18 protein-coding genes are annotated in these 22,744 nt (G+C 67.0%); 7 read left to right on the forward strand and 11 right to left on the reverse strand.

The annotated features are described in order from the left end of the window. Window positions 1-113: 113 nt before the first annotated feature. Window positions 114-842, forward strand: coding sequence for a Bax inhibitor-1/YccA family protein (locus AOA14_RS08170; protein WP_003042056.1), 729 nt, complete (start codon window positions 114-116; stop codon window positions 840-842). Between the two features lie 84 nt (window positions 843-926). On the opposite strand, the gene msrB is transcribed toward AOA14_RS08170, so the two are convergent. From msrB to AOA14_RS08190, 4 genes are all read right to left on the reverse strand, one after another. Further along, on the reverse strand, window positions 927-1,415 hold the full coding sequence (gene msrB, locus AOA14_RS08175; protein WP_202988433.1) for a peptide-methionine (R)-S-oxide reductase MsrB: 489 nt from the start codon (window positions 1,413-1,415) through the stop codon (window positions 927-929). Window positions 1,416-1,473: 58 nt separating this feature from the next. Continuing rightward, window positions 1,474-2,730, reverse strand: a complete 1,257-nt coding sequence (locus AOA14_RS08180; protein ID WP_003042048.1) for a cytochrome P450 — start codon at window positions 2,728-2,730, stop codon at window positions 1,474-1,476. Between the two features lie 122 nt (window positions 2,731-2,852). Beyond that, complete coding sequence (locus AOA14_RS08185) at window positions 2,853-4,100, reverse strand: ABC transporter permease (RefSeq protein ID WP_062901427.1); 1,248 nt, start codon at window positions 4,098-4,100, stop codon at window positions 2,853-2,855. Further along, window positions 4,097-5,086 carry an ABC transporter ATP-binding protein gene (locus AOA14_RS08190; RefSeq protein WP_062901428.1) on the reverse strand — a complete coding sequence of 330 codons (990 nt, stop codon included), beginning with the start codon at window positions 5,084-5,086 and terminating at the stop codon, window positions 4,097-4,099. Before AOA14_RS08190 ends, AOA14_RS08185 begins: the two co-directional genes overlap by 4 nt. Before the next feature lie 57 nt (window positions 5,087-5,143). Here AOA14_RS08190 and queG point away from each other — a divergent pair, with 57 nt between their 5' ends. Then, window positions 5,144-6,196, forward strand: a complete 1,053-nt coding sequence (gene queG / locus AOA14_RS08195) for a tRNA epoxyqueuosine(34) reductase QueG (protein WP_062901429.1) — start codon at window positions 5,144-5,146, stop codon at window positions 6,194-6,196. Window positions 6,197-6,249: 53 nt separating this feature from the next. On the opposite strand, the gene AOA14_RS08200 is transcribed toward queG, so the two are convergent. Next, the gene (locus tag AOA14_RS08200) at window positions 6,250-6,855 is read right to left on the reverse strand and encodes a Yip1 family protein (RefSeq protein WP_062901430.1); all 606 of its coding nucleotides are present in this window, start codon (window positions 6,853-6,855) and stop codon (window positions 6,250-6,252) included. A 124-nt stretch (window positions 6,856-6,979) separates the two neighbouring features. Next, window positions 6,980-7,987: a DUF2804 domain-containing protein gene (locus AOA14_RS08205; RefSeq protein ID WP_202988434.1), complete on the reverse strand. Its 1,008-nt coding sequence runs from the start codon at window positions 7,985-7,987 to the stop codon at window positions 6,980-6,982. Window positions 7,988-8,102: 115 nt separating this feature from the next. Here AOA14_RS08205 and AOA14_RS08210 point away from each other — a divergent pair, with 115 nt between their 5' ends. The 4 genes from AOA14_RS08210 (at window position 8,103) to AOA14_RS08225 (ending at window position 15,737) form a co-directional block, all read left to right on the forward strand. After that, entirely contained in the window at window positions 8,103-8,483 is a 381-nt protein-coding gene (locus tag AOA14_RS08210) for an OsmC family protein (protein ID WP_062901432.1), read from the forward strand. A 96-nt stretch (window positions 8,484-8,579) separates the two neighbouring features. Then, the gene (locus tag AOA14_RS08215) at window positions 8,580-9,980 is read left to right on the forward strand and encodes a PAS domain-containing protein (RefSeq protein ID WP_062903073.1); all 1,401 of its coding nucleotides are present in this window, start codon (window positions 8,580-8,582) and stop codon (window positions 9,978-9,980) included. A gap of 165 nt (window positions 9,981-10,145) precedes the next feature. Then, window positions 10,146-14,843: an NAD-glutamate dehydrogenase gene (locus tag AOA14_RS08220; protein ID WP_062901433.1), complete on the forward strand. Its 4,698-nt coding sequence runs from the start codon at window positions 10,146-10,148 to the stop codon at window positions 14,841-14,843. A gap of 42 nt (window positions 14,844-14,885) precedes the next feature. Beyond that, a complete protein-coding gene (locus tag AOA14_RS08225) occupies window positions 14,886-15,737 on the forward strand; it encodes an ATP-grasp domain-containing protein (RefSeq protein WP_062901434.1) in 852 nt (283 codons plus the stop codon). On the opposite strand, the gene AOA14_RS08230 is transcribed toward AOA14_RS08225, so the two are convergent. Then, window positions 15,722-15,970 carry a ribbon-helix-helix domain-containing protein gene (locus AOA14_RS08230; RefSeq protein ID WP_062901435.1) on the reverse strand — a complete coding sequence of 83 codons (249 nt, stop codon included), beginning with the start codon at window positions 15,968-15,970 and terminating at the stop codon, window positions 15,722-15,724. The genes AOA14_RS08225 and AOA14_RS08230 overlap by 16 nt on opposite strands. Before the next feature lie 112 nt (window positions 15,971-16,082). Here AOA14_RS08230 and AOA14_RS08235 point away from each other — a divergent pair, with 112 nt between their 5' ends. Further along, window positions 16,083-16,829, forward strand: coding sequence for a helix-turn-helix domain-containing protein (locus AOA14_RS08235; RefSeq protein ID WP_062901436.1), 747 nt, complete (start codon window positions 16,083-16,085; stop codon window positions 16,827-16,829). A gap of 62 nt (window positions 16,830-16,891) precedes the next feature. Here AOA14_RS08235 and phbB read toward each other — a convergent pair whose 3' ends face one another. From phbB to AOA14_RS08255, 4 genes are all read right to left on the reverse strand, one after another. After that, window positions 16,892-17,614, reverse strand: coding sequence for an acetoacetyl-CoA reductase (gene phbB, locus AOA14_RS08240; RefSeq protein WP_058810798.1), 723 nt, complete (start codon window positions 17,612-17,614; stop codon window positions 16,892-16,894). 106 nt (window positions 17,615-17,720) lie between these two features. Then, complete coding sequence (locus AOA14_RS08245) at window positions 17,721-19,313, reverse strand: DUF1963 domain-containing protein (protein WP_062901437.1); 1,593 nt, start codon at window positions 19,311-19,313, stop codon at window positions 17,721-17,723. Window positions 19,314-19,409: 96 nt separating this feature from the next. Further along, window positions 19,410-20,408: a ferrochelatase gene (hemH, locus tag AOA14_RS08250; protein WP_062901438.1), complete on the reverse strand. Its 999-nt coding sequence runs from the start codon at window positions 20,406-20,408 to the stop codon at window positions 19,410-19,412. Continuing rightward, window positions 20,405-22,693 carry a xanthine dehydrogenase family protein molybdopterin-binding subunit gene (locus AOA14_RS08255; RefSeq protein WP_062901439.1) on the reverse strand — a complete coding sequence of 763 codons (2,289 nt, stop codon included), beginning with the start codon at window positions 22,691-22,693 and terminating at the stop codon, window positions 20,405-20,407. The genes hemH and AOA14_RS08255 overlap by 4 nt, the downstream gene beginning before the upstream one ends. Window positions 22,694-22,744: the final 51 nt, after the last annotated feature.

Consider the following 22,744-nt stretch of genomic DNA (forward strand, 5'->3'; position numbering starts at 1 on the left):
CCGCGCGCGACAGCGCCGAAGGCGCCCGGACCGGTTTCGCTTGAAACGGAGGGCGAAAATACTGATATTGGGAGTACGGCCGGTATGGGCTGGCCGGTGATGGAGATTTGAAAATGGCTAATTGGAACGACCCCAATATGGCGGCGTCCGGCTTTCCTGGCAGCGCGAGCGCGATGGATCAGGCCGTCGATGCCGGCCTGCGGTCGTACATGCTGTCGGTCTATAACTATATGGGCTCGGGCGTGCTGCTTACCGGCATCGTCGCGATGCTCGCCTATTCGACGGGTTTCACCCTGTCGCTGATCGGCAGCCCGCTGATGTGGGTTGTCATGCTCGCACCGCTCGCTTTCGTGATGGTGCTCAGCTTCGGGATCAACAAGCTGTCGACCGGCGCGGCGCAGGCGCTGTTCTGGGGCTATGCGGCGATCATGGGTCTGTCGATGTCGACGATCTTCCTCGCCTTCACCCAGACCTCGATCGCGACGACCTTCTTCGCGACCGCAGCGGCTTTTCTCGGTCTCAGCCTCTATGGCTACACGACCAAGAAGGATCTGTCGGGTTTCGGCACTTTCCTGATCATGGGCGTCGTCGGCATCCTCGTTGCGATGTTGATCAACCTCTTCGTGCAGTCGACCGCGCTCAACCTCGCGATCAGCGTGATTGGCGTGCTGCTGTTCGCCGGCCTCACCGCCTATGACACGCAGAAGATCAAGAGCATGTATTTCTATGTCCGCGGTACCGACTTCGTCGGCAAGTCGGTGGTGATGGGCGCGCTGACGCTCTATCTCGACTTCGTGAACATGTTCACCTTCCTGCTCAACCTGATGGGCAGCCGCGACTAAGCGGCGGCGCATCGGAACGGCAAAGGCCCGGCGGAGCGATCCGCCGGGCCTTTTCGTTTGGAGCGTGCACCAATCGGCGCGTGGTCAGGCGGGAATGAAGCGGAGCGCGGCGCCGTTCATGCAATAGCGCTTGCCGGTCGGCTTCGGCCCGTCGTCGAAGACATGACCCAGGTGGCCGCCGCAGCGCCGGCAATGCGCCTCGGTCCGCGGATAGCCGAGCTCATGATCGACCGACGTTGCGATCGCGCCCGGCAGCGGCGCCCAGAAACTCGGCCAGCCGGTGCCGCTGTCATATTTGGTCTTGCTCGAATACAGCGGCAGCGCGCAGCCCGCGCAGGCAAAGGTGCCGGCGCGATGCTCCTTGTTGAGCGGGCTGGTGTAGGGGCGCTCGGTCGCGGCCTCCCGCAGCACCGCATATTGCGTCGCGGAGAGGCGCTTTTTCCACTCGGCATCGGTGAGGCGCCAGCCCGGCTGTGCCAGCGGGCGCTTGCCGGGCTTGGCGAAGAGCATCGGCGCGGCAATCATCGCGCCGCCCAAGGCGAGACCGGAAAGCAGATAACGACGTTCGATCATGGCAGGCTCCTCTGCCTTTTAGATACGATGCCGGTCTGCTCCCGGTTTCAACGCCGCGTCAATATTTCTCGAGCACCACGGGCAGGTGGCGATAGCCGTGGACGAAGCAGGCGTTCACCCGGTCGGGTTCCCCGACCACATTCACGCGCAGCCGCCGCCGCTGCATTTCGGAGATCAGCGCGGTAAGCTGAAGCTCAGCGACGCGTGCGCCGACGCAGCGGTGGATGCCGTAACCGAAGGCGAGGTGGCGCCGCGCATTTTCGCGGTCGACGATGATCCGGTCGCCGTCGGGGAAGATGCTCTCATCACGGTTCGCAGACGCGTACCACAGCGCGATCTTGTCGCGCTTCTTGATCTGGTGCCCGAACAATTCGGTGTCTTCGGTCGCGGTGCGGCGCATGTGGGCCAGCGGGGTCTGCCAGCGGATGATCTCGTGCATCGCGTTGACCGCGAGTTCGGGATCGTGATTTGCCTCCAGCTTCGCGCGCTCCTCGGGGAAAAGATGGAGGCCGTAGGCGTAGGCCGACATCGAATTGCGCGTCGTGTCATTGCCTCCGACGATCAGCAGGATGAGGTTGCCCATGAATTCTTCATGGCTCATGTGGCTCATCGCATCCGACTGGAGCATGATCGAAATCAGGTCGTGCGTACCGGGATTCTGCGCCTTGCGGTCCCACAATTCCTTGAACGCGGCGCCCATTTCGAATGCGATCGCGAGACGGGCCTGGCGTTCTTCGAGGGTATTGAAACTTTCGATGTCGCCGAGCGCGTCGGACCAGGCAGTCAGCTTGTGGCGTTCTTCAAAGGGAAAGTCGAACAGGATGGCGAGCATCTGCGTCGTCAGTTCGATCGACAGTTTTTCGACCCAGTCGAATGTTTCGCCGATCGGCAGCGAATCGAGCACTTCGCTTGTCCGGCGCAGCGTGTCGGCGCGCATCCGTTCGATTTCGGAGGGGCCGAAGGCCGGGGCGACGGTGCGGCGCTGCGCCGTGTGCTGCGGCGGGTCCATCGCGATGAACATCGGCATCGGGATTTCGCCCTCCTGCAGATGTTCGATGCCGTCGCCTGCGACGGTGATGCCGCCATATTCCCACGAGGAGGAGAATATCTTGGGCAGCGCCTCGATATGCTGGATCGGCTTGTAGGTCGTCACCGACCAATAGGGACCGAATTTCGAATCGTCGCAATAATAGATCGGCGATTCGGCGCGCAGCTGCGCCATCGGCTGCTGCCAGCGATCCTCGCGCCACATGTCGGCGCGGCTGACGTCGAGCGGATTGACGGTTTCGGGTTCGACGCGAATCTGGGTGGCCATTGGGGGCAGCTCCTCTCAAGGCCGTCGGGCGCGGCCGATTGGGTTGCAGAATGCCACTATTTACAGTTTTGTCAATGAGGCTTTGGGGCGATCACCCTAGAAATGGCAACGGTCGCCCGAGGTCACGCGCGTTGCCGCCGTTTCCAGAATTTCCAGCCCGCCTTGCCGCTCAGCACCCCGGCGCGGAACATCCGGACCGAGAGGAAGATGACGAGCGCGACCCAGAGCAGCTGCCAGCCGAGCGCAAGCAGATGGACCGCCTTCGCATCGTCGGTCGCGGCGCGCGCCGCCATCGCGAAGGGCGACGAAAAGGGAAAGATTTCGGCGAAGCGCGCGAGCGGGCTGCCCGGCGCGCTCGCGGCGGCCGAAGAGAGGCTGAACATGCCGACCTGAAAGATGGTGATCGGCAGGCTGAGCATCTGGATTTCGCGCACCGTTCCTGCCTGCGCGCCGACACCGAGGAACACCGCGCCGAGCAGCAGGAAAGCCATGATGAAATAGACGAAGCAGATGCCGACGAAAAAGCCCCAGCCGGTAGCCGGCACCGCGAGCATCGCCGCGACCGGCTTGCCCGCGCCTGCCGCCGAGAGCGTGGCCGGGTCGATCTGGGTTGCCGCGATCAACCCGCCTCCTGCCGCAATCGCAAGCCAGAAGGCGATAAACAGCACCGCGACGCCGAGCATGCCGAGCAACTTGCCGAGAAAGACGCTTTCGAGCGGCACCGCGGCGGCGAGGATTTCGATGACCTTGTTGCCCTTTTCCTCTGCCAGCGAACTGACGGTCTGCCCCGCGAGCAGCAGCGTCATCAGGAAGATCGCAAAGACCGCGCCGAAGCCCATCGACTGCTGCACGGCGATGCTCGTCCCGCCGCTGCGGATCGATTCGAAATGCGGTGCGACCGGCGGCACCGCGCCGGCGGCGCGGTCGCGCAACACCTCTTCCGCGAGCAGCGCGAGATAGCGGCCCGAGCGGCTACCCTCCTCGCGTTCGACGATGCGCGGCGCGGCGAGCGGGCCGACCATCACCGCATAGGTGTCGGCGCCCTTTTCCTGCGCGATGACCAGCGGATCATCGCCCTTCGGCGAGGCGATCCGCACGTCGAGCGTCGCGGGACCGCGGCCGCCCAGCGCGTCGCGCAAGCGTGTGTCGGCGCTGCGCAGCGCCGCGACATCGCCGGCGTCGGCGACGACGACGATCCGCCCTGCGCCGCGCGCGCTGTCGGCGAGCTGCGATGCACCGAGGCCGCCGACCAGGCTCATGCCGAGCATGAACAGCGGTGCGAGCAGGAAGAGGAGAAAGGTCGGCGTCGCCACGATCGCAAGAAAGTCGCGGCGCGCGACGACAGCCATATTTTTCAGAAAGGGAGTCATGCGCTTGCCTCCGCAGCGGCTTCTTCGGCGGCGTCGGCGGCGAAGCCCGCGTCGACCTGGCGCACGATATGGACGAAGGCATCGTGCAAGCCGGGGCGGGCGATCGACAGGCCGGCGACGCCATGCCCGCTGGCGGTGATCCGCGCGAGCAGCGGTTCAACCCCCGCGTCGTCGATCGCAAAATGCCAGGCGTCGCCGCGCCGCTGCGCATCGGCGGGCAGCAGCGCCGCGATCACGCCATCGTCGGCGCCGGTGCGCGGTGCGTAGCGCACCTGCATCGGCAGCAGCGCGCGCGCCTCGTCGACCGTGCCCTCGAAGCGGCGCTGCGACCGCGCGATGATCGCGAGCCGGTCGCATAGTCGCTCGGCATGCGCCATCACATGGGTGGAGAAAAGGATCGTCGCGCCGCGATCGCGTTCGCGCCGCACGAGCGTTTCAAGCCGCTCCTGATTGACCGGGTCGAGTCCCGAAAAGGGTTCGTCGAGCACGATCAGGTCGGGAGCATGGACGATCGAGCCGATGAGCTGAACCATCTGGGCCATGCCCTTCGACATCTTGCGGATCTTTTCGTCGATGACGCGTTCGAGCCCGAGTTCGGCCATGAAGGTCGCGGCGCGGCGGCGACCTTCGCCCCAGTCGAGCCCGCGCAGCGCCCCCATGAAGGCGATCGCCTCGCGCGCCTTCATACCGGGATAGAGGCCGCGTTCTTCGGGCAGATAGCCGATGCGGTGGCGCACCGATTGCGGCTTGTGGCTGCCAAAGAGGCGGCTCGTCCCCTCGTCGGGATCGATGATGCCCAGCGTCATGCGCAGGCTGGTGGTCTTGCCGGCGCCATTGGGACCGAGAACGCCATAGATGCTGCCGACCGGTACCTCGAGGTCGACATGGTCGACTGCCTTGAATTCGTCGAAATATTTGGTGAGGCCGCGCGCCTCCACGCAATAATCGGTCAAACGCTGGTCCCCGCTCGCTGAATCGGCCTGCATATCATCACTGTATCATCGCTCTATGGCACGGCCCGCCGCCTGTCGTATAGGGGCGCAATGCTTTCCAATGCCTTGCCCCCGATCGAAGAGCGGCTCGCGGCCACCGCGCGCGCGCATGGCTTCGCGGCGTTCGGCATCGCGCGCGCCGACGCGGCGCCGCAAACCGCGGCGCGGCTGGCGCAATGGCTCGCCGACGGATGCCACGGCGACATGATCTGGATGGAAAGCCGCGCCGAACAGCGCGGATCGCCGCAAGGGCTGTGGCCCGAGGTGCGGTCGGTGATCGCGCTCGGCATGAGCTATGCCCCCGGCACCGATCCGCTGGCGCTCGCTGGGGCATCCGACCGCGGCCGCATCTCGGTCTATGCGCAGGGAGCCGACTATCATGACGTCGTCAAAAAGGCGCTGAAGCATGTCGCGCGCTGGCTCGTCGCCGAGGCGCCGGGCGCCGAGGTGAAGGTCTTTGTCGACACCGCGCCGGTGATGGAAAAGCCGCTCGCCGCCGCTGCCGGGCTCGGCTGGCAGGGCAAGCACAGCAATATGGTCAGCCGCGAGCATGGCAGCTGGCTGTTTCTGGGCGCGATCTACACCACGCTCGATCTCGTGCCTTCGGTTCCCGGACGCGACCGGTGCGGCAGTTGCACCGCCTGTCAGCAGGCATGCCCGACCGCGGCCTTTCCCGCGCCCTATCGCGTCGATGCCCGCCGCTGCATCTCCTATCTGACGATCGAGCATGATGGACCGATCCCGACCGAATTCCGGCGCGCAATCGGCAACCGCGTTTATGGCTGCGACGATTGTCTGGCGGTGTGTCCGTGGAACAAGTTTGCCGACACCGCGGCGCGGCACCAGGCGTTTCTGCCGCGCGGCGAACTGGCGGCGCCCGCGCTCGCCGATCTGCTCGCGCTCGACGATACGGGGTTCCGGCAGGTCTTTTCAGGCTCGCCGATCAAGCGGATCGGGCGGGGCCGCATGGTACGCAACGCCGCGATTGCGGCGGGCAACAGCGGCGATCGCAGTTTGCGGCCGCGCCTGGTGGCGCTGGCAAGCGACACATCGCCGATGGTCGCCGACGCCGCGCGATGGGCGCTCGAGCAACTGGCGGACTGACGGCGGGAGACGGCGATCGCACCGCCCCCGCCCTCGCCGGTCCGCCTTCTTGCCTAGAACCCCCGCATGAAGGTCGCGGTGATCGGGGCGGTAATCGCGCCGATGACGAGTGCGACGACGATCGCCGCGACGACGATCAGGATCGTGTAGGTCATCGCCTTTTCCTGCGGCGCGCGCATCAGGCGGGGCAGGCCGAGGTAAAGGAGATAGAGGCCGTAGAGGCCGAGCAGCGACAGCCAGGAAAGTGCGGGCAGGATCGCGAAGATGCCCGCGACCCAGCTCGCGGTGCCCGAATAGGCCGCGACCTTGAACGCCTGGACGCGGTTCTGTGTCGCACCGAAGCTGGGGGCGAGCGCGTCGATGATGAGCGCGAGGATGAAGACCCCGATCAAGGTCGTTGCATATTGCACGACGGCCGAGGCGACGGCCGAGCCGACCGAGGGGCGATAGGTGAAGCCCATTACCGAAAAGCCGAAGGCGAGCATGCCGATCAGCCCCGCCACAGCGGGAATCGCCGCCAGCGGGATGATATAGCGGCGATAAAGGCCGCCGATCGTTTCGGCTTCGCCGTCGATCACTTCCCACTCGCGCGCGGGCTGGAGCAAGATATTCTTCACGCGATCGACGATCGAGCGCGGCTGCTGGTCATTCCCTGTCATAGTCGGTCTCCACCCAATGGCTGAACCGCGACCCCGGATGTCTCCCCCGATGGACCGCGATAGTCTCGCATTCGGGGATAGGGCGCAAGGGTGTGCATTGCTGTGCGCAGGCGCACAGGGCGGGCTACCAGCGGTTGCGCACTTCTTCGGCAAAGCCCGTGAGCCCGGCAATGTCGAGCGCGCTGCCGTCGTCGAGGATGATGCGCCCTGAAAAGCGGCCGAAAACCTGATCCTGCACCGTCCTGAACAGGCCGAGGTTGGTGCTGTGGTGGCGATTGACGATCGGGTCCATCGTCATTTCGAACCGTCCGTCGTTGCTCGTGAAGCGCCACGGCCCTGTGTCGGGTCCGCCCGCCGGCATATGAAAGGCGATGCGGTCGAGCTTGTGCGCGGTGCCGTCGACGAAGACCATATTCTCCGATGCCGCCGCCGTCTCGCCGAAGCCGTAACCGATGTTGAAGCCGATGCGGCGTCCGTCCCTCATTCCCGAGGCCGACCCCCAATACCAGACATTGTCGTAGGTCCAGACGCCGCGCCCCCAGTCGAGCACGCCAGAGGCGCGGTCGGGGCTGAAGCTATGGAGGGTGTTCCCCACCCGAATCTCGCCCTCGGCGGCGAGGCAATTGATTTTCTGATTATAATAGAAGGCCCTTGGCGCCCCCGAGAAAGGCGTGGCGATCACAATGCGGTCCATCGGCGGCTGCGCGAGCCATAATTCGCCCGCGAGACCCTGTCCGCCGCCGAAATTCGGGGCCTCGACCGTCAGCCGCCGGCCGCCCGGTTCATGCCGGAAGCGCAGCAGCATGCCGCCGCGGCGCTGTTCGATATCGCCCGCATCGGCGCTTTCGGGCAGCCGCATGCGGCCCATCGGCCAGGGGATCACCGCACCGTCGTTGATCGCGGTTCGAGCCGCCAGATCCATCCACGACACGCCGAGGAAGCCCAGATAGCCATTGTCAGCGACGGTCAGCGCGATCCCGAAGGCGTCGGTGAGGATGCAATAATAGTCCCACTCCTTGATCCGCAGCTTGCCCGCCGCGATCCGCGCACGGTCGTAGCGGCGCACCTCGGCGGTCGCCCAGCCGCGTTCGGCGAGCTGCCCGCGCGCGTCGAGCAGCGGTCCTGCTCCCATTCTTGTCTGCATCCTCGCCTCCCCTGCGGGGCCGTCTATGCCAGCTGCGCACGGTGGCTGGCAACGAGCGGTGCATCTGATAGGCTGCGCGCGACGCAGGATGCAGGAGGATGGCATGGCGCAAGGCAGCGCGCGAATCGGCAAGGACCGCTATCGCACCGAGATCGATGTCGGCGGCCATGCGCTGATCGCCGACGAGCCGCCCGCGCTCGGCGGCGGCGCGGTGGGCCCGGCGCCCTATGATCTGCTGCTCGCGAGCCTGGGCGCGTGCACCGCGATCACGCTGCGTATGTATGCCGACCGCAAGGGCTGGCCGCTCGAATCGGTCGAGGTCGGCCTGCGCCTGTCGGGGCGCGAGGAGAAGCGGATCGACCGCACGCTGGCGATCGTCGGGCTCGACGACGAACAGCGCGCGCGCATGGCCGACATTGCCGAGCGCACGCCGGTCACGCTGACGCTGAAGGCCGGGCTGCCGATCGCCACCACGCTCGCCTGACGGCGCGGCGCGCGGTGCCTGCGGAGCGCATCGTTTACGCCACTTTTACCACTGTCGGTGCATGACATCCCCGATGTTTGCGACTGGGGACAAATGATGGACAGCATGCGCGGACTGCTTTCGGGCAGCCACGATCAGGACGATGGCGCGATCGATGCGCCGCCGGCTGTCGGTGTCGACGAACGGCGGATGCAGGTGCGCGCCTATAATCATTGGGCATCGCTGCTTGCCGACCGCGCCTATCCGTCGGTCGAGGATCTCGACCTCGACGGCGCCGACTTCGGGCCCAATGCGGTGCTGCTCGATTTTACCGCGGGTATCGAAAATCCGGGCATCTCCTATCTCGGCGACCGGCTGCGTGAAGAATCGCAGATCGACGAGGATGTCCATTATATCAGCCAGATTCCGGGGCGGTCGCTGCTGTCGCGGCTGACCGACCATTATCTCCAGATCATCGCCAACCGCGCGCCGATCGGCTTCGAGGCCGAGTTCGTCAACGATCGCGGCATGACGATCATGTACCGCGGCATCCTGCTGCCCTTTTCGTCCGACGACGACACCATCGATTTTATCATGGGCGTCATCAACTGGAAGGAAGCGGTTGCCGCAGAGCAGGCTGAAGAGCTGCAACTGTCGGTCGAGCAGGCGCTGCGCAGCGCTGCGCCGCTGACCGCACCCGTGCCAGTGTGGGCCGACGGCCCCGATTCGGAGCAGATCGACGACGAAGCGGCGCCGGGCTTCGCCGCGCTCGGCGACGCCCTGCCCGAAGCGGTTGCCTTTGGCGATGTGATGCTGCTGACCGAGCGCTTCGACGATCCTGTAGTACCGGCTGCCAAGGGTGATGATGCCGCCAACGAGACTGTCGAAGATGGCGCGGCCGGACCGGGTGAAGATGCCGAGCTGGCCGACTGGCTGGCGCTGGCGCGCGAGACCGCAGAACGCGCGATGGCGGCCGACAGCCGCAGCCGCAGCGCGCTCTATCAGGCGGTTGGCAAGGCGTGGGATTTCGCGCTCGCCGCCGAAGCGAAGCCCGACGCCTTCGCCGAATTGCTCGAGGATGCGGGGCTGCAGGCGCAGGAGCGTGCGCCAATGACGCCAGTCGTCAAGCTGGTGTTCGGCGCCTCCTACGACAAGACGCGCCTCGCCGAATATGCCTGCGTGCTCGGCCATGCGAAGGACGCGGGGCTGGAGCGCGGGTCGCTTCCCGCCTATCTCGACCGCTATCCGGGCGGGCTCAAGGGTCTGGTCAAGGATACGCGCGCGCGCCGCAAGCCCGCGGGCGATGCAGCGGCGAAGGTTGACGAGCAACTGGCGGCGCTGCGCACCGCGCACCCGGCGCTGATCCTGGAGCATGATGCGGGCGATGCCGAATTCGTGGTGCTGATTGCGCGCGCGATGCCCGGCGGACACATCGGCATCGTCGCCAAGGCGGCCGACGATCCGGCGCTGGTTGCGAAGCTGGCGAAGAAGGCAATCGCGATCACCCCGGCCGATTGACCCGAGTAGCGTAACAGACAATCCAAAAGTTGAAATAATTTTGCGCGGCATGCGCGGGGGGTCTTGAGCCTTTCGCGGCGCGGGCGCATAGGGAGCCGTAGCGCAAGGCGCCGCCGTCCCCCCGGCGGATGCTCGCTTCAACTTGGTCCGGGATGCTGCAACCCTATGCCTGAAAAATCGACTGAAGACACCGCAGCCGGCACGTCGCCGGCGGCGCAAGTTCCTGCGAAATTCGCCAAGGCCTATCAGGCCGCCTTGCAGGGCAGCGCGCTGCCCGGCGAGAGCGACGACCTCGATGCCAAGGCGCTGGCTGAAGCAGGCGAATTCGCCGCCCGCGCGTCGCTCGACCGGGCGCCGGGCCAACCGTCGTTCCTGCTTGAGCCGGTGGCGGCTGACGGCACTGACCGCCGGATGCGCCTGGTCGTCGTCAACGACGACATGCCCTTCCTCGTCGATTCGACCTCGCAGATCGCGGGCGCGCAGGGTCTTGCCGTGCACCGCATCCTCCACCCGGTGGTTTCGGTCGAGCGCGACGCGAAAAATCATCTGACCGCGGTCGACGCCGGCAAGGACGGTGCGCGCGAGTCGGTCATCTATATGGAGCTCGAACGCGGCGACGCCCGCGCCCGGCGCCGTCTGCTCGATGCGCTCGAAGCCTCGCTCGCCGATGTGCGCGCTGCGGTCGCCGACTGGAAGGCGATGCGCGCCGCGATGCTCGCCGATTCGACGATGCGCGCCGACGGCGATGGCGCCGAGCTGCTGCGCTGGTTCGAAAGCGGCGCGATGACGCAGCTCGGCCATGAATGGCGCACGCGCGACGGCAAGCGCCACGACCCGCTGGGCATCTGTGCCGCGGGGACGAGCGAAATCCTGTCCGAAACCGCACTCGAAGCGGCCTTTGCCTGGTTTGAAAAGGGCCGCACGGCGCCGCTCCTCATCAAGTCGAACCGCCTGTCGTCGGTGCATCGCCGCGTGCTGCTCGATCTGGTCGTCGTTCCCGAGATGAAGGGCAAGACGGTCGAGCGCCTGTCGATCCATGCGGGTCTTTGGACCAGCGCCGCGCTGTCGACGCCGCCCGCCAAGGTGCCCGTGCTGCGCGCGCAGCTCGAGGCGCTTATGGCCAAATTCGGCTTCGACCCCGGCGGCCACGCGGGCAAGGCGCTCGCGCACGCTTTGACCGCGCTGCCCCACGACTTGCTGATCGCGTTCGACGCCGAATCGCTCGAAGAGTTGGTGCTCACCTCGATGTCGATTACCGATCGCCCGCGCCCGAAGTTGGTGATGATACGCAGTCCGCTCGGCCGCCATCTCTTCACCTTTGTCTGGTTGCCGCGCGACGAGGTGTCGACCGGTCGCCGGCTGGCGATCGAGTCGCTGCTGGTGCGCGAGGCCAAGGCGGGGGTCATTGGCTGGACGATGGCGCTCGAAGATGGCGGCGCTGCCTTGCTGCGCTACACGCTCGACCTGCGCGGCGGCGGCATCGTGCCCGATACCGAAGCGCTGAACGCTCAGCTCGAACAGATGGTGCGCGGCTGGCAGCCCGAAGTCGAAGGCGCGCTGGCGCGCCGCGGCGATCCGGGCCGCGCGGCGGCGCTTGCGGCGCGCTTCGCCCCGCTGTTCCCCGCCAATTACCGCAATCTCTATAATCCCGAAGAGGCGGCGCGCGACATCCTGCGTCTGCGCGACCTCGATGCCGACCGCCCGCGCAATGTGCGGCTGGCGAAAAAGAGCCTCGACGGCGACGACCGGCTGCGGCTGAAAGTCTATAGTGCGGCCGGACCGCTCGCGTTGTCGGACGTGGTTCCGGCGCTCGAACATTTCGGGTTCGAGGTGCTCGAGGAAATCCCGACCGAATTGCACGTCCATGGCGGCGGTGAGGGCGATGCCGAGGCAACCTTCATCCACGATTTTTCGCTGCGCTTGCCCGCCAATGTCGACGAAACCGCCCTGATGCCGCATGTGGAGACGATCGAGGGCGCGATTGCCGCGGTGCTCGATGGCAAGGCCGAAAACGACGCGTTCAACCAGCTCGTGCTGGTGACGCAGACCGATCCACAGGCGATCGTGTGGCTGCGCGCCTGGTTCCGCTACATGCGCCAGGGCGGATCGAGCTATGGCATGGATACGGTGGTGGCGGCCCTGCGCGGCGCCCCGGCGCTGACCGCCGCGCTCGTCGATCGCTTCCGTGCGCTCCATGACCCCCAGGCAAAGGATGCGGCGCGCGCCGAAGAGCTCGCGGCCGAAATCCGGACCGGCTTTGCAGCGATCCAGTCGATCGACGACGACCGAATCCTGCGCCTGTTCCATGCGGTGATCGGCGCGACGCTGCGCACCAACGCCTTTGCGCCCGCCGCGGCCGAGGCGCTGGCGTTCAAGATCGATTCGAGCCTGGTTCCGGGGCTGCCCAAGCCGCTGCCGTGGCGCGAGGTGTGGGTGTACAGCCCGCGCGTCGAGGGCATCCATCTGCGCGCCGGCCCGGTCGCGCGCGGCGGCCTGCGTTGGTCCGACCGGCGCGACGACTTCCGTACCGAAATTCTGGGGCTGATGAAGGCGCAGCGCGTCAAGAACGCCGTCATCGTCCCGACCGGCGCGAAAGGCGGCTTCTATCCCAAGCAGTTGCCGAGCCCGGCCGAGGATCGCGACGCCTGGTTCGCCGAAGGCACCGAATGCTATCGCATCTTCATCCGGTCGCTGCTGTCGATCACCGACAATATCGTCGGCGGCAAGGTGGTGCACCCCAAGGGCGTCGTGATCCGCGATGGCGAAGACCCCTATTTCGTCGTCGCCGCCGACAAGGGTACCGCGACCTTCTCCGACGTCGCCAACGGACTTGCGATGGAGCGTGACTTCTGGCTCGGCGATGCGTTCGCGAGCGGCGGGTCGAAAGGCTATGACCACAAGGCGATGGGCATCACCGCCAAGGGCGCGTGGGTTTCGGTCCAGCGTCACTTCGCCGAAATGGGCATCGACGCGCAGACCGACACGATCCGTGTCGTCGGTTGCGGCGACATGTCGGGCGATGTGTTCGGCAACGGCATGCTGCTCTCGAAGGCGATCAAGCTGTGCGCGGCCTTCGACCATCGTCACATTTTCCTCGATCCCGATCCTGATCCGGCCAAGAGCTGGAAAGAACGCGACCGCATGTTCAAACTGCCCCGGTCGAGCTGGGACGATTATGACAAGAAGCTGATCTCGAAGGGCGGCGGCGTTTTCGCGCGCAGCCAGAAGAGCATCCCGCTGACCCCCGAGGTGCAGGCGCTGCTGGGTCTTTCGGTTGCTGAAATCGACCCCGCCGGACTGATCTCCGCCATTCTGCGCGCGCCCGCCGATCTGCTGTGGTTCGGCGGCATCGGCACCTATGTGAAGGCGGCGGGCCAGAATAATGCCGAGGTCGGCGATCCCGCCAACGACGCGCTGCGCGTCGATGCCGAGGATCTGCGCGTCCGCGCGGTGGGTGAGGGCGCCAATTTGGGCGTCACGCAGGCCGCGCGTATCGCCTTTGCGGCGAAGGGCGGGCGTATCAACACCGACTTCATCGACAACAGCGCCGGCGTCGACTGTTCGGATAATGAGGTCAACATCAAGATCGCGCTCAACCGCGAGATGGCCGAAGGCCGGCTGAGCCAGGATGATCGCGACGCGCTGCTCGTCCGCATGACCGACGATGTCGCGGCGCTGGTGCTCGAGGACAACCGACTGCAGGCGCTCGCGCTGTCGATCGCCGAAAAGGGTGGCGCTGCCGCGGTGCCGTCGCTGGTGCGGATCATGGAGACGTTCGAGGCATCGGGCCGGCTCGACCGCAAGGTCGAAGGGCTGGCGGCGAACGACGAGCTGCTGCGCCGCTCGGCCGAAGGGAGCGGGCTGACGCGGCCCGAACTCGCCGTGCTGCTATCGACTGCGAAGCTGGCGCTGCAAGACGCGATCGAAGCGAGCGCCTTGCCCGACGATCCCGCGCTGGCGAGCGACCTTGCTGCGGCCTTCCCTGCCGAGATGCAGCGCGATTTCGCGGGGGCGATCGCCGATCACCAGCTGCGCCGCGAGATCATTGCGACCAAGCTTGCGAACCGCATCGTCAACCGCATGGGCATCGTCCACCCGCTCGAACTGGTCGAAGAAGAGGGCTGCTCGCTGGGTGAGGTCGCGGCGGCGTTCGTCGCCGTCGAACGCTTGCTCGACATGAAGGGGCTGTGGGCGTCGCTCGACAGCGCGGGGATAAACGAATCCATCCGCTTGTCGCTGTTCAGCCAGGCCGCCTCGGCGATGGCATCGCAGATGGCCGACCTGCTGCGCGTCAGCCCCGGCCTGGCGCAGCCGGGCGCGCTCGTTGCGCGGCTCGAACCCGGCGTCGATCGCCTGACCGCGACAGTCGACACGCTGCTCAGCGCGTCGGTGCGGCGTCAGTGGGACGCGCTGGCGCAGCAGCTGCTCGACGCCGGCGCGCCCGAGGCGCTGACCGCGGCGGTCGTCCGCCTGTTCAAGACCGACGGCGCGATCGGAATCGTCGACCTTGCCGAACGGCGCGGCGACGATGAGGTCGGGGTGACGCGGGCCTTCACCCATCTGGGCGACGCGCTCGGGCTCGACTGGGCGCAGACGCTGGCGGCGCACATGAGTCCTGCCGACCCGTGGGAACGCCTGCTCGTCAACAGCCTGGCGCGCGATTTCCAGCAGATGCGGCTGAGCTTCCTCGCGGGGTTGCCCAAGGGCGATCTCGATGCCGGGGTCAGCAAATGGCTGGAAGCGAACGGACCGCGCGTCGCGCAATTCCGCACGACGGTCGACCGCGCGCGCACCATCCCCAATCCCAATGGCGCGATGCTGTCGCACATTGCGGGGCAGGCGCGCGGGCTGCTCGGCCGGTAACAGGTCTGACCCTCCCCTTGGGGGAGGGCTTCAGGAGGCTCTATGCCGTTCCAACCGCGCGTCGCGATCCTCGTCCCGGCACCCGATTATGAGGAAAATTGGCGGCCCGCCTTCGCGCGCAAGGCGGCGGCGCTGGCGGCGGCCGGGTTGGCGGTCGAGCAGCGCGTCTGGACCGATCCCGGCGACCTGACCAGGTTCGACCTGATCCTGCCGCTGTTCGCCTGGGGTTACCAGCGCGACGTTGCCGTCTGGTATGCGCTGCTCGACCGGCTCGCGGGATTGCCCGTCGTCAATCCGGTGCCGGTGCTGCGCTGGAACAGCGACAAGGCCTATCTTGCCGAGCTTGGCGCGAAGGGCGTTGCGGTGGTGCCGACGGTCGAGGTCGCGGCGCTGGACGACGTATCGCTGGCGCAGGCGCGCGCGGCGCTCGGCGTGGAAGAGGTGGTGGTGAAGCCCGCGATTTCGGGCGGTGCCGACGGGACGCACCGTATCGCGCCCGGCGCCCCGATCCCCGCCGATGGGCTGGGACGCCGCCGCCTTGTTCAGCCGCTGATGCCCGGCATCCTCGCCGACGGGGAGTATTCGCTCTTCTTTTTCGGCGGCGCCTTCAGCCATGCCATCGTCAAGCGCCCCGCGTCGGGCGATTTCCGCGTCCAGGAACAGTTCGGCGGGCGCGAGACGGGATGGGAAGCGAGCGAGGCGGCGCGCCTGCTCGCCGCCGCGGCGCTTGCCGCCGCGCCCGCGCCGCCCGTCTATGCGCGCGTCGACATGGTCGGCGATGCGGCGGGCGTGCTGCACATCATGGAACTCGAGCTGATCGAGCCATCGCTGTTCCTGCATCATGCCGGCGACAGGGGCGCGGCCTTCGGGCAGGCGGTTTACGCCGCCGTCTGATCGCCAAGGAGTGCATGCCACAGCCATTGGCGGATTGCCGAGGTCAGGTTCGGCGGATCGGGGGCCTCCATCCGTTCGACGTCGATCCGCGCGACGAGCGCATTGACCGGCAGGCCGCGCTGCACCGCCGAGACTTCCAGCGCGTCCCAGAAGACGGGCTCGAGGCTGATCGACGTCGGGTGCCCTGCAATCGTAACCGAGCGTTTGACGGGGGGGTGATAGGAGGCGGTCATCGCGCTGGTTTACAACCGGCGCGGCAAATGCGGATACGAATTATTTGGGGTAGATCGCCGGCGGGCCATTCGTAAAATGCCGCGCGGTTCCGGCGCAACGGCAGGCAGGCCCATGACAGCACCCATTCAGACGCTCACCGAAAAGGAAAAGGAGACGCTGCGCCTGCTTGTCGATGGGCATGATGCAAAATCGATGGCGCGGCAACTGGGGCTTTCGGTGCATACGATCAACGAACGGCTGCGCGATGCCCGCCGCAAGATGGCGGTGTCGAGCAGCCGCGAGGCGGCGCGCAAGCTGCGCGCGATAGAACATCGCCCCCCCGAAAAAATTGCGGACAAGCCTTTGGGGGAAGCCCCAGCAGCGGCCGGCGTGAGAGATGGTGCTCCACATGCCGGAAAGCGCCGCTCGGTGCGGCTGCTCGGCCTGGTAGCTGGAGCTATTCTCATGTCGCTTGCCCTTGCTTTACTCGCCTTTTCCTCGGCGACCGGAACCGGCGGTCCGCCCGCCGCGGCGCCGCCTGCTGCGCCGACCGAAAGCGCGGCCGCCGACGCGGCGCGCGCCTGGCTTGCGCTGGTTGAAAAGGGCGACTGGAAGGCAAGCTGGGAGGCGACCGGACAGTCGTTCAAGGCGCTCAACACCGTCGAAGCCTGGGCCAATGCGGGACGGCAGGTGCAGGGGCCACTCGGGGCTGCAAGATCGCGCGTCCTGATTGGCGACGAATATGTCCCCGCGCCGCCCGAAGGCTATCGCATGGTCAAATTCCGTACCGATTATACGAACAGGGCGGGCGTGATCGAAACGCTTTCGCTGGTGCGCGAAGGCGATACGTGGCGGGTCGTCGGCGTAACGGTGGACTGAAGCGAGGAACAAGGCCCTCTCCCCATGAAAAGGGGGGGGGTCTTGAGCCAGGGCGCGCGCGCTCAATACATATGCTGTCCGCCGTTGATCGACATCGTCGATCCGGTGACGAAGCCTGCGTCCTCGCTGCACAGAAAGGCAACCCCGCGGGCGATTTCTTCGGCGTGGCCGAGACGCCCCACAGGAATTTTCGCGACGATCTTTTCAAGGACCGGGGCGGGGACGGCGGCGACCATATCGGTGTCGATATAGCCGGGCGCGATCGCGTTGACGGTCACGCCCTTCTTGGCGCCTTCCTGCGCCAGCGCCTTGGTAAAGCCGTGGATGCCCGATTTGGCGGCGGCATAGTTGACCTGGCCATATTGGCCCGCCTGGCCGTTGATCGACCCGATGTTTACGATGCGGCCCCAGCCGCGTTCGACCATGCCGCCGAAGGTCGCCTTGGCCATGTTGAAACAGCCGCCCAGATTGATGCGCATGACGTCGTTCCAGTCGTCGAAGGTCATGCGCGCCAGCGTGCCGTCGCGGGTGATCCCTGCGTTGTTGACGACGATGTCGATCGGGCCGAGGTCGGCGGCAACCTGCGCGCAGCCGTCGAGGCAGGCCTGATGGTCGCCGACGTCCCAGCGATAGGCGGGGATGCCGGTGCGATCGGTGAAGGCGCGCGCTTTTTCGTCATTGCCTGCATAATTGGCGGCGACGCGCACGCCCATATCCTTCAGCGCCAGCGAAATGGCCTCGCCGATGCCGCGGCTGCCGCCGGTGACGATTGCTACGCGTGTCATGAATTCGCTCTCCCACACAATCTTGCTTTGTTGTTGATTAGGGCGCGCGTGAAGCGGCCGCAAGTTGACCGAAACGTCAATCGCGCGGCTTTGCGGGGAAAGTTTTTCAGTTTCCGGTCAGCGCCTTCAGCGCCGCAAAATTTCCGACGGCAAGATCGGCCTTGCGGATCGCGAGGATCAGGCTGGCGCCCTGCGCGGGCGCGATGCCGGTCAAGGCGCTTGCGGGCAATTCGACGAGCATCGCGTCGCGCTCCTCGTCGAAGCCGGGTGCATAGTGGCGCGGCGGCCCGCCTACGAGAGGCGCGTCGGCGGCGGCGAGTGCGGCCCAGACGGGTTCGAAGAGCGCCCGGGCCGGGGCCGAAAGCGTATCGGGGTCGGCGCACCAGCGATGGCGCGCATGATCGAAAAGCAGCGCGCGATAGTCGCTGACCCACAGCTCGGCATCCGGATGGTGGCGCGTCAGCGGCAAAGTGATTGTTTCGGTGCGGTCCTCGCCGCTTTCGGCGTCGCCTTCGACCACCACCCGCGACCAGTGGATCGCGTGCAGCGCGGTCATCACCGCAGTCGCGTCCGAGGCCGAAAAGCCCGCCTGCCCCGCGCTTTCGTCGATGATCGCCAATATCTCGCGCGCTCGCTCGGCCGCGTCGCGGTTGGTTGCAGCGGCATCGGCCAGCGCCTCGGTCAGCTCGTCGCTCGCGTCGGGCGGCGGCGCAGTGCCGGTTTCAAGGGTGGGCAGGCGCGCCGCGAGCAGCGCCGCCAGCCCGGTCATCGTCGGCCAGTCGAACGGATGAAAGGCAGGATCGGCAAGATCATAGCCAGTGGCCGCGAAAAAGGCGTCGGCGGCGTCCGCCCCGGCCAGCGTGCCGGGCGCATCTGCGCCGCGGACGTCGACCGCCCATTCGGGAAAGGCCCGCACCGCGAGCCGGTGCAGCGCTTCGTCCTCGAGCCCGGCGGGACGGAAATAGGCGCGGCCGACGGGCTTGGGTGCCGCGCGTGGCGGTCCCACCTCGGGCAGATGGAGCGCCGTCGCCGCGCCCGTTTCGGGATGGACGAAAAAGGCGAGTGCGCCGGTGCGCGGGCCCAGCCCGTCCCAGAGTCCGGCAGGCAAATCGGCACAGGCGATCTGGGCGATAAAGTCGGCATCGGTGCCCTCGATCCGCGGCCACGGCATCGCGCCTGGCAGACGCGGGCGTCCGCCGACCCAGTTGCGCGTCAGAATGGCGTCGCGCGGCGGGATTTGCGCGACCAGTCGCGCCTGGCTGGCAGGCACGGCGTGACCAGCTGCGGGATTGTCCATGATGGGCAATGGCTCGGATGCGCCGTGCGCCTGCGCCTCGACGGCCTGAACCTGCGCCGCCAGCATCTCTTCGATCGGTTCGGGCGGCAAGGCGTCTGAGGGCGTGTCGGTTTCGGCGGCTATTGGAGCGACCTCGGTCGGCGGTTCGTCTTCGGGCAACGGGTCATAGACCGGTTGGGCGCGCAGCCGCGCGAGGCGCGCGGGCGCGATTTCGACGGGTTCGATTTCGGGCTCGGCGCGGCGCGGCAGCCGCGGCATGCGCATTGCGCGCGGCATTCTGGGGGCCTTGGGCAGCGTAACCTGGGGGCGGGGGCGGCGTATCCACCAGACGATGGCGACCGCGATCAAAAAGGCCAGGGTCAGGCCGGCGAGCGTCATGGCTGCCCGGTCGAGTTCGCTCATCGCATGTCTCCGCGCGGGTGCCGGCGCAATATACCGGAAGCCGCTGGATACAGAGCTTAAGACGCAGAGTTAAACAGGAGGTAAGCGCCCGCTATTTCAATGCCATCCGGCGAGTTCACGCCGCACCAGCACCTCGAGCATAGCCATTCCTGGCGGGGTGTCGTTGAGGCAGGTCAGATAGGCGAAGTCGCGCCCGCCCGCCGCCTCGAACTGCTCCTTGCCGCGGATCGCGAGCTCTTCGAGCGTTTCGAGGCAATCGGCCGAAAAACCCGGTGCGAAAATCGCCACGCGGCGCCCCTCGCGGCCGAGCCGTTCGAGCAGCGCGTCGGTTGCGGGTTCGAGCCACTTGGCGCGTCCGAAACGCGACTGGAAGGCAATCTCGACCGGCCGTCCGATCGCTTCGGACAGCAACCGCGCGCTCTTCACGCACTGGCAATGATAGGGGTCGCCCAGATGCAGCGTCCGTTCGGGCATGCCGTGAAAACTGGCGACGAGCGTATCGGGCGCGAAATCGAGCGCGGCGATCCCCGCCTCGACCGACGCGGCAAGTGCCGCGATATAGGCGGAATCGTCGTGATAGGGCGGCAGGAAACGCAGCGCGGGTTGCCAGCGCAAGCGCGCAAGATGCGCGCCGACCGCATCGACCACCGTCGCCGTCGTCGCGGCGCAATATTGCGGATACAGCGGGGCAATCAGGATGCGGCGGCACCCTTCGCCGACAAGTTCGTCGATCGCGCCGCCGATTGCCGGAGCGCCATAGCGCATCGCCCAGGATACGCGGACATCGTCGCCCAGCGCCGCCTGTAACGCTCCGGCCTGGCGCCGGGTGATCGCGGCGAGCGGCGAGCCTTCGTCGGTCCACACCTGCGCGTAGGCGTGCGCCGACTTTTTCGGGCGCGTGTTGAGGATGATGCCGCGCAGGATCGGCTGCCACAGCAGCGGCGGGATTTCGACGACGCGCGGGTCGGACAGGAACTCGCGCAGATAGCGGCGTACCGGACCTGGTTCGGGAGCGTCGGGGGTGCCGAGGTTGACGAGCAGCACGCCGATGCGCGGCGCGGGTACCGCGGGATGGGAAAGGGGGCGTTCGATCATAGCGGATCGGGCGATAGCGGAAGGCGGCGGATTCGGCGACCGGTTGCGGCGAACATTGCATTGGCGATCGCCGGCGCGACGACGGGCACGCCGATTTCGCCGACGCCGCCGGGATCGCGGTCGCTGTCGATAAATTCGACGACGATCTGCGGCACTTGCGACAGGCGGGGCAGGCCAAGCTGGCCGAGCTTGCGGGCGGTCGCGACGCCGCCGTCATAATCGGTCGTCGCGCCGACCGCGGCGGCGAGACCGAAGACGAGCCCGCCCTCGATCTGCTGGCGTGCGATCGCCGGATTGACGAGCCGCCCGGCGTCAACGACGGCGACGAGCTGTTCGACCTGCAGACCCCGGTCGCTGGGCCGCGCGCTGGCGACGAGCGCGATGTGGCTGCCGCGCATCGAATGGCAGGCAAGGCCCTGCGCCGTGCCCGAAAGCCCGCCTTCCCATCCGGCGAGGCTGGTCGCAGTGAGCAGGCAGCGGGCGAGGAGCGGCGCCTGTCCAAGCATCGCCATCCGGTACGAGAGCGCGTCCGATCCGGCGCGTGCCGCCATTTCGTCGATGAAACATTCTGTGAAGAAGGCGGTGTAGCTGTCGGCGTTGCCGCGCCAGCGCGCGGTCGGCAGGCCTATGTCGGCGGGGCAATGATCGACCGCGAAATGGCGGAAGTTATAGGATCCGCCCGCGCCCTCGACCGCTGCGGCATCGGGCGTTCCCGCCGCCTCGCGCTGCGCGACGTCAGCCGGGGCTCCGTCGAACAGCCGCGCGCGGAATTCATGGTTGGTCGATGGCACCGCGATCCGCGCGACGAGCGCGTCGATCCCGCCAGCGGCGTCGAGCGTCGCATAGATTTTGGCGCGTGCCGGCGCGCGCGGAATGTCACGCATGATTTCTTCGGCGCGCGACCAGGCGAGCTGCACCGGGCGCTTGATCTGCGTCGCGATGATCGCCGCCTGCACCGCGACGCTGTGATCGAGACAGGCGTCGAACGATCCGCCCGCCATCATCGGGAACAGTGTCACCTTGCCCGGCGGCAAACCGACTGCCCGCGCGACCGCGTCGCGGCACTGGGCGGGCGCCTGTGTCGCAACCCACAGGCGCAGCCGGTCGCCGTCGGGAGCGGCGGTTGCGGTGCGCGTCTCGATCGGTGCATGAAGCGCGGGCGCGACGGCGTAATGCGCCGCAACCTTGGTGCGCCCCTCCATCGCCTCGGCGACGTCGCCTTTTTTGGCGATGCGATAGCCATCAGCCTTGAGCGCTGCCTTCAGCGCCTGGTCGATTCCGGCGCTCGAAATCGGCGGACCGGTGGTTTCGAACTGCGGTGCGAAGCGGTCGAGCGCGCGATTCGCGGCCCACCAGTTGCGCGCGACGGTTGCAATCCAGCGGTCGTGGAGGACGATGTCGAGCAGGCCGGGTGACGCCATCCCCGCCTTGCGGTCGATGCTCTTGAGCCGGGTGGCGCCGAACGGTCCCTGGCGGATCGCGGCGAAAACCATGTCGGGAAGGCGGATGTCGCCGGCGAAATTGGCCGACCCGTCTACCTTTGCCGGCAGGTCGAGCCGCGTCAGTTCCTTGCCGTAGAGCGGGTCATTGTTGTTGGCGCGATAGACGGGTTCCACCGGAGGATCGAGCGTTGCGGCCACCGCCGCGACGTCGCCGAAGCGCAGCTTGCGGTTCTTCCAGGTGATGAAGCCATCCTGCGTGTCGCAATCCTGCCAGTCGGCGTCCCACCGCTTCGCTGCCGCCATCATAAGCAGCGTGCGGGCCTGCGCCGCGGCGTCGCGGCACGGCCCCTCGAACATGCGGATCGACGAGCTGTTGGCGGTCAGCATCACCGCATGGCGCACCGCCCATTCGCGTCGGACCCAGCTGCGCACATCGGCGACGACATCGGGCACCAGCGCGCGCGGCATGAAGGTGGCGCTATCCTCGTCGACGAGCAGTGTGTTGGTGTAGAGCGGGCTGATCGGCGCGGTTTCGACGGCGATGGTGCGCCAGTCGGCGCCGAGCTCGTCGGCAATGATCTGCGGCAGCAGCGTGGTGACGCCCTGCCCCATTTCGCATTGCGGCACGACGACGGCGATATGCCCGTCGTCGCCGATCTTCAGAAAGGCGTTGAAGATATGTTCGTCGGGCGCAGCGGTCAGATTGGGCGCATAATGACGCGGCCAGAGTGACCAGGCCAGCGCAAGGCCGCCCGCAGCGGTGGCGCCGACGAGCAGCGACCGGCGGCTGACATGCGGCAGGCGCGAATTCTTTGTCCCCACTTTGTCCCGAATGCCGGTCATCCCCGCTGCTGATAATCGCGGCGAGTCGGCGACGCAAAGCCTTTCGTAGGG

It is taken from the genome of Sphingopyxis terrae subsp. terrae NBRC 15098 (genome assembly GCF_001610975.1).
GTDB lineage: Bacteria > Pseudomonadota > Alphaproteobacteria > Sphingomonadales > Sphingomonadaceae > Sphingopyxis > Sphingopyxis terrae_A.

What these genes read in the sequence shown, in the direction of transcription:
- AOA14_RS08170 (WP_003042056.1), top strand. Translation starts at nt 114, where the DNA reads ATGGCTAATTGGAACGACCCCAATATGGCGGCGTCCGGCTTTCCTGGC.
- msrB (WP_202988433.1), bottom strand. Translation starts at nt 1,415, where the DNA reads ATGATCGAACGTCGTTATCTGCTTTCCGGTCTCGCCTTGGGCGGCGCG.
- AOA14_RS08180 (WP_003042048.1), bottom strand. Translation starts at nt 2,730, where the DNA reads ATGGCCACCCAGATTCGCGTCGAACCCGAAACCGTCAATCCGCTCGAC.
- AOA14_RS08185 (WP_062901427.1), bottom strand. Translation starts at nt 4,100, where the DNA reads ATGACTCCCTTTCTGAAAAATATGGCTGTCGTCGCGCGCCGCGACTTT.
- AOA14_RS08190 (WP_062901428.1), bottom strand. Translation starts at nt 5,086, where the DNA reads ATGCAGGCCGATTCAGCGAGCGGGGACCAGCGTTTGACCGATTATTGC.
- queG (WP_062901429.1), top strand. Translation starts at nt 5,144, where the DNA reads ATGCTTTCCAATGCCTTGCCCCCGATCGAAGAGCGGCTCGCGGCCACC.
- AOA14_RS08200 (WP_062901430.1), bottom strand. Translation starts at nt 6,855, where the DNA reads ATGACAGGGAATGACCAGCAGCCGCGCTCGATCGTCGATCGCGTGAAG.
- AOA14_RS08205 (WP_202988434.1), bottom strand. Translation starts at nt 7,987, where the DNA reads ATGGGAGCAGGACCGCTGCTCGACGCGCGCGGGCAGCTCGCCGAACGC.
- AOA14_RS08210 (WP_062901432.1), top strand. Translation starts at nt 8,103, where the DNA reads ATGGCGCAAGGCAGCGCGCGAATCGGCAAGGACCGCTATCGCACCGAG.
- AOA14_RS08215 (WP_062903073.1), top strand. Translation starts at nt 8,580, where the DNA reads ATGGACAGCATGCGCGGACTGCTTTCGGGCAGCCACGATCAGGACGAT.
- AOA14_RS08220 (WP_062901433.1), top strand. Translation starts at nt 10,146, where the DNA reads ATGCCTGAAAAATCGACTGAAGACACCGCAGCCGGCACGTCGCCGGCG.
- AOA14_RS08225 (WP_062901434.1), top strand. Translation starts at nt 14,886, where the DNA reads ATGCCGTTCCAACCGCGCGTCGCGATCCTCGTCCCGGCACCCGATTAT.
- AOA14_RS08230 (WP_062901435.1), bottom strand. Translation starts at nt 15,970, where the DNA reads ATGACCGCCTCCTATCACCCCCCCGTCAAACGCTCGGTTACGATTGCA.
- AOA14_RS08235 (WP_062901436.1), top strand. Translation starts at nt 16,083, where the DNA reads ATGACAGCACCCATTCAGACGCTCACCGAAAAGGAAAAGGAGACGCTG.
- phbB (WP_058810798.1), bottom strand. Translation starts at nt 17,614, where the DNA reads ATGACACGCGTAGCAATCGTCACCGGCGGCAGCCGCGGCATCGGCGAG.
- AOA14_RS08245 (WP_062901437.1), bottom strand. Translation starts at nt 19,313, where the DNA reads ATGAGCGAACTCGACCGGGCAGCCATGACGCTCGCCGGCCTGACCCTG.
- hemH (WP_062901438.1), bottom strand. Translation starts at nt 20,408, where the DNA reads ATGATCGAACGCCCCCTTTCCCATCCCGCGGTACCCGCGCCGCGCATC.
- AOA14_RS08255 (WP_062901439.1), bottom strand. Translation starts at nt 22,693, where the DNA reads ATGACCGGCATTCGGGACAAAGTGGGGACAAAGAATTCGCGCCTGCCG.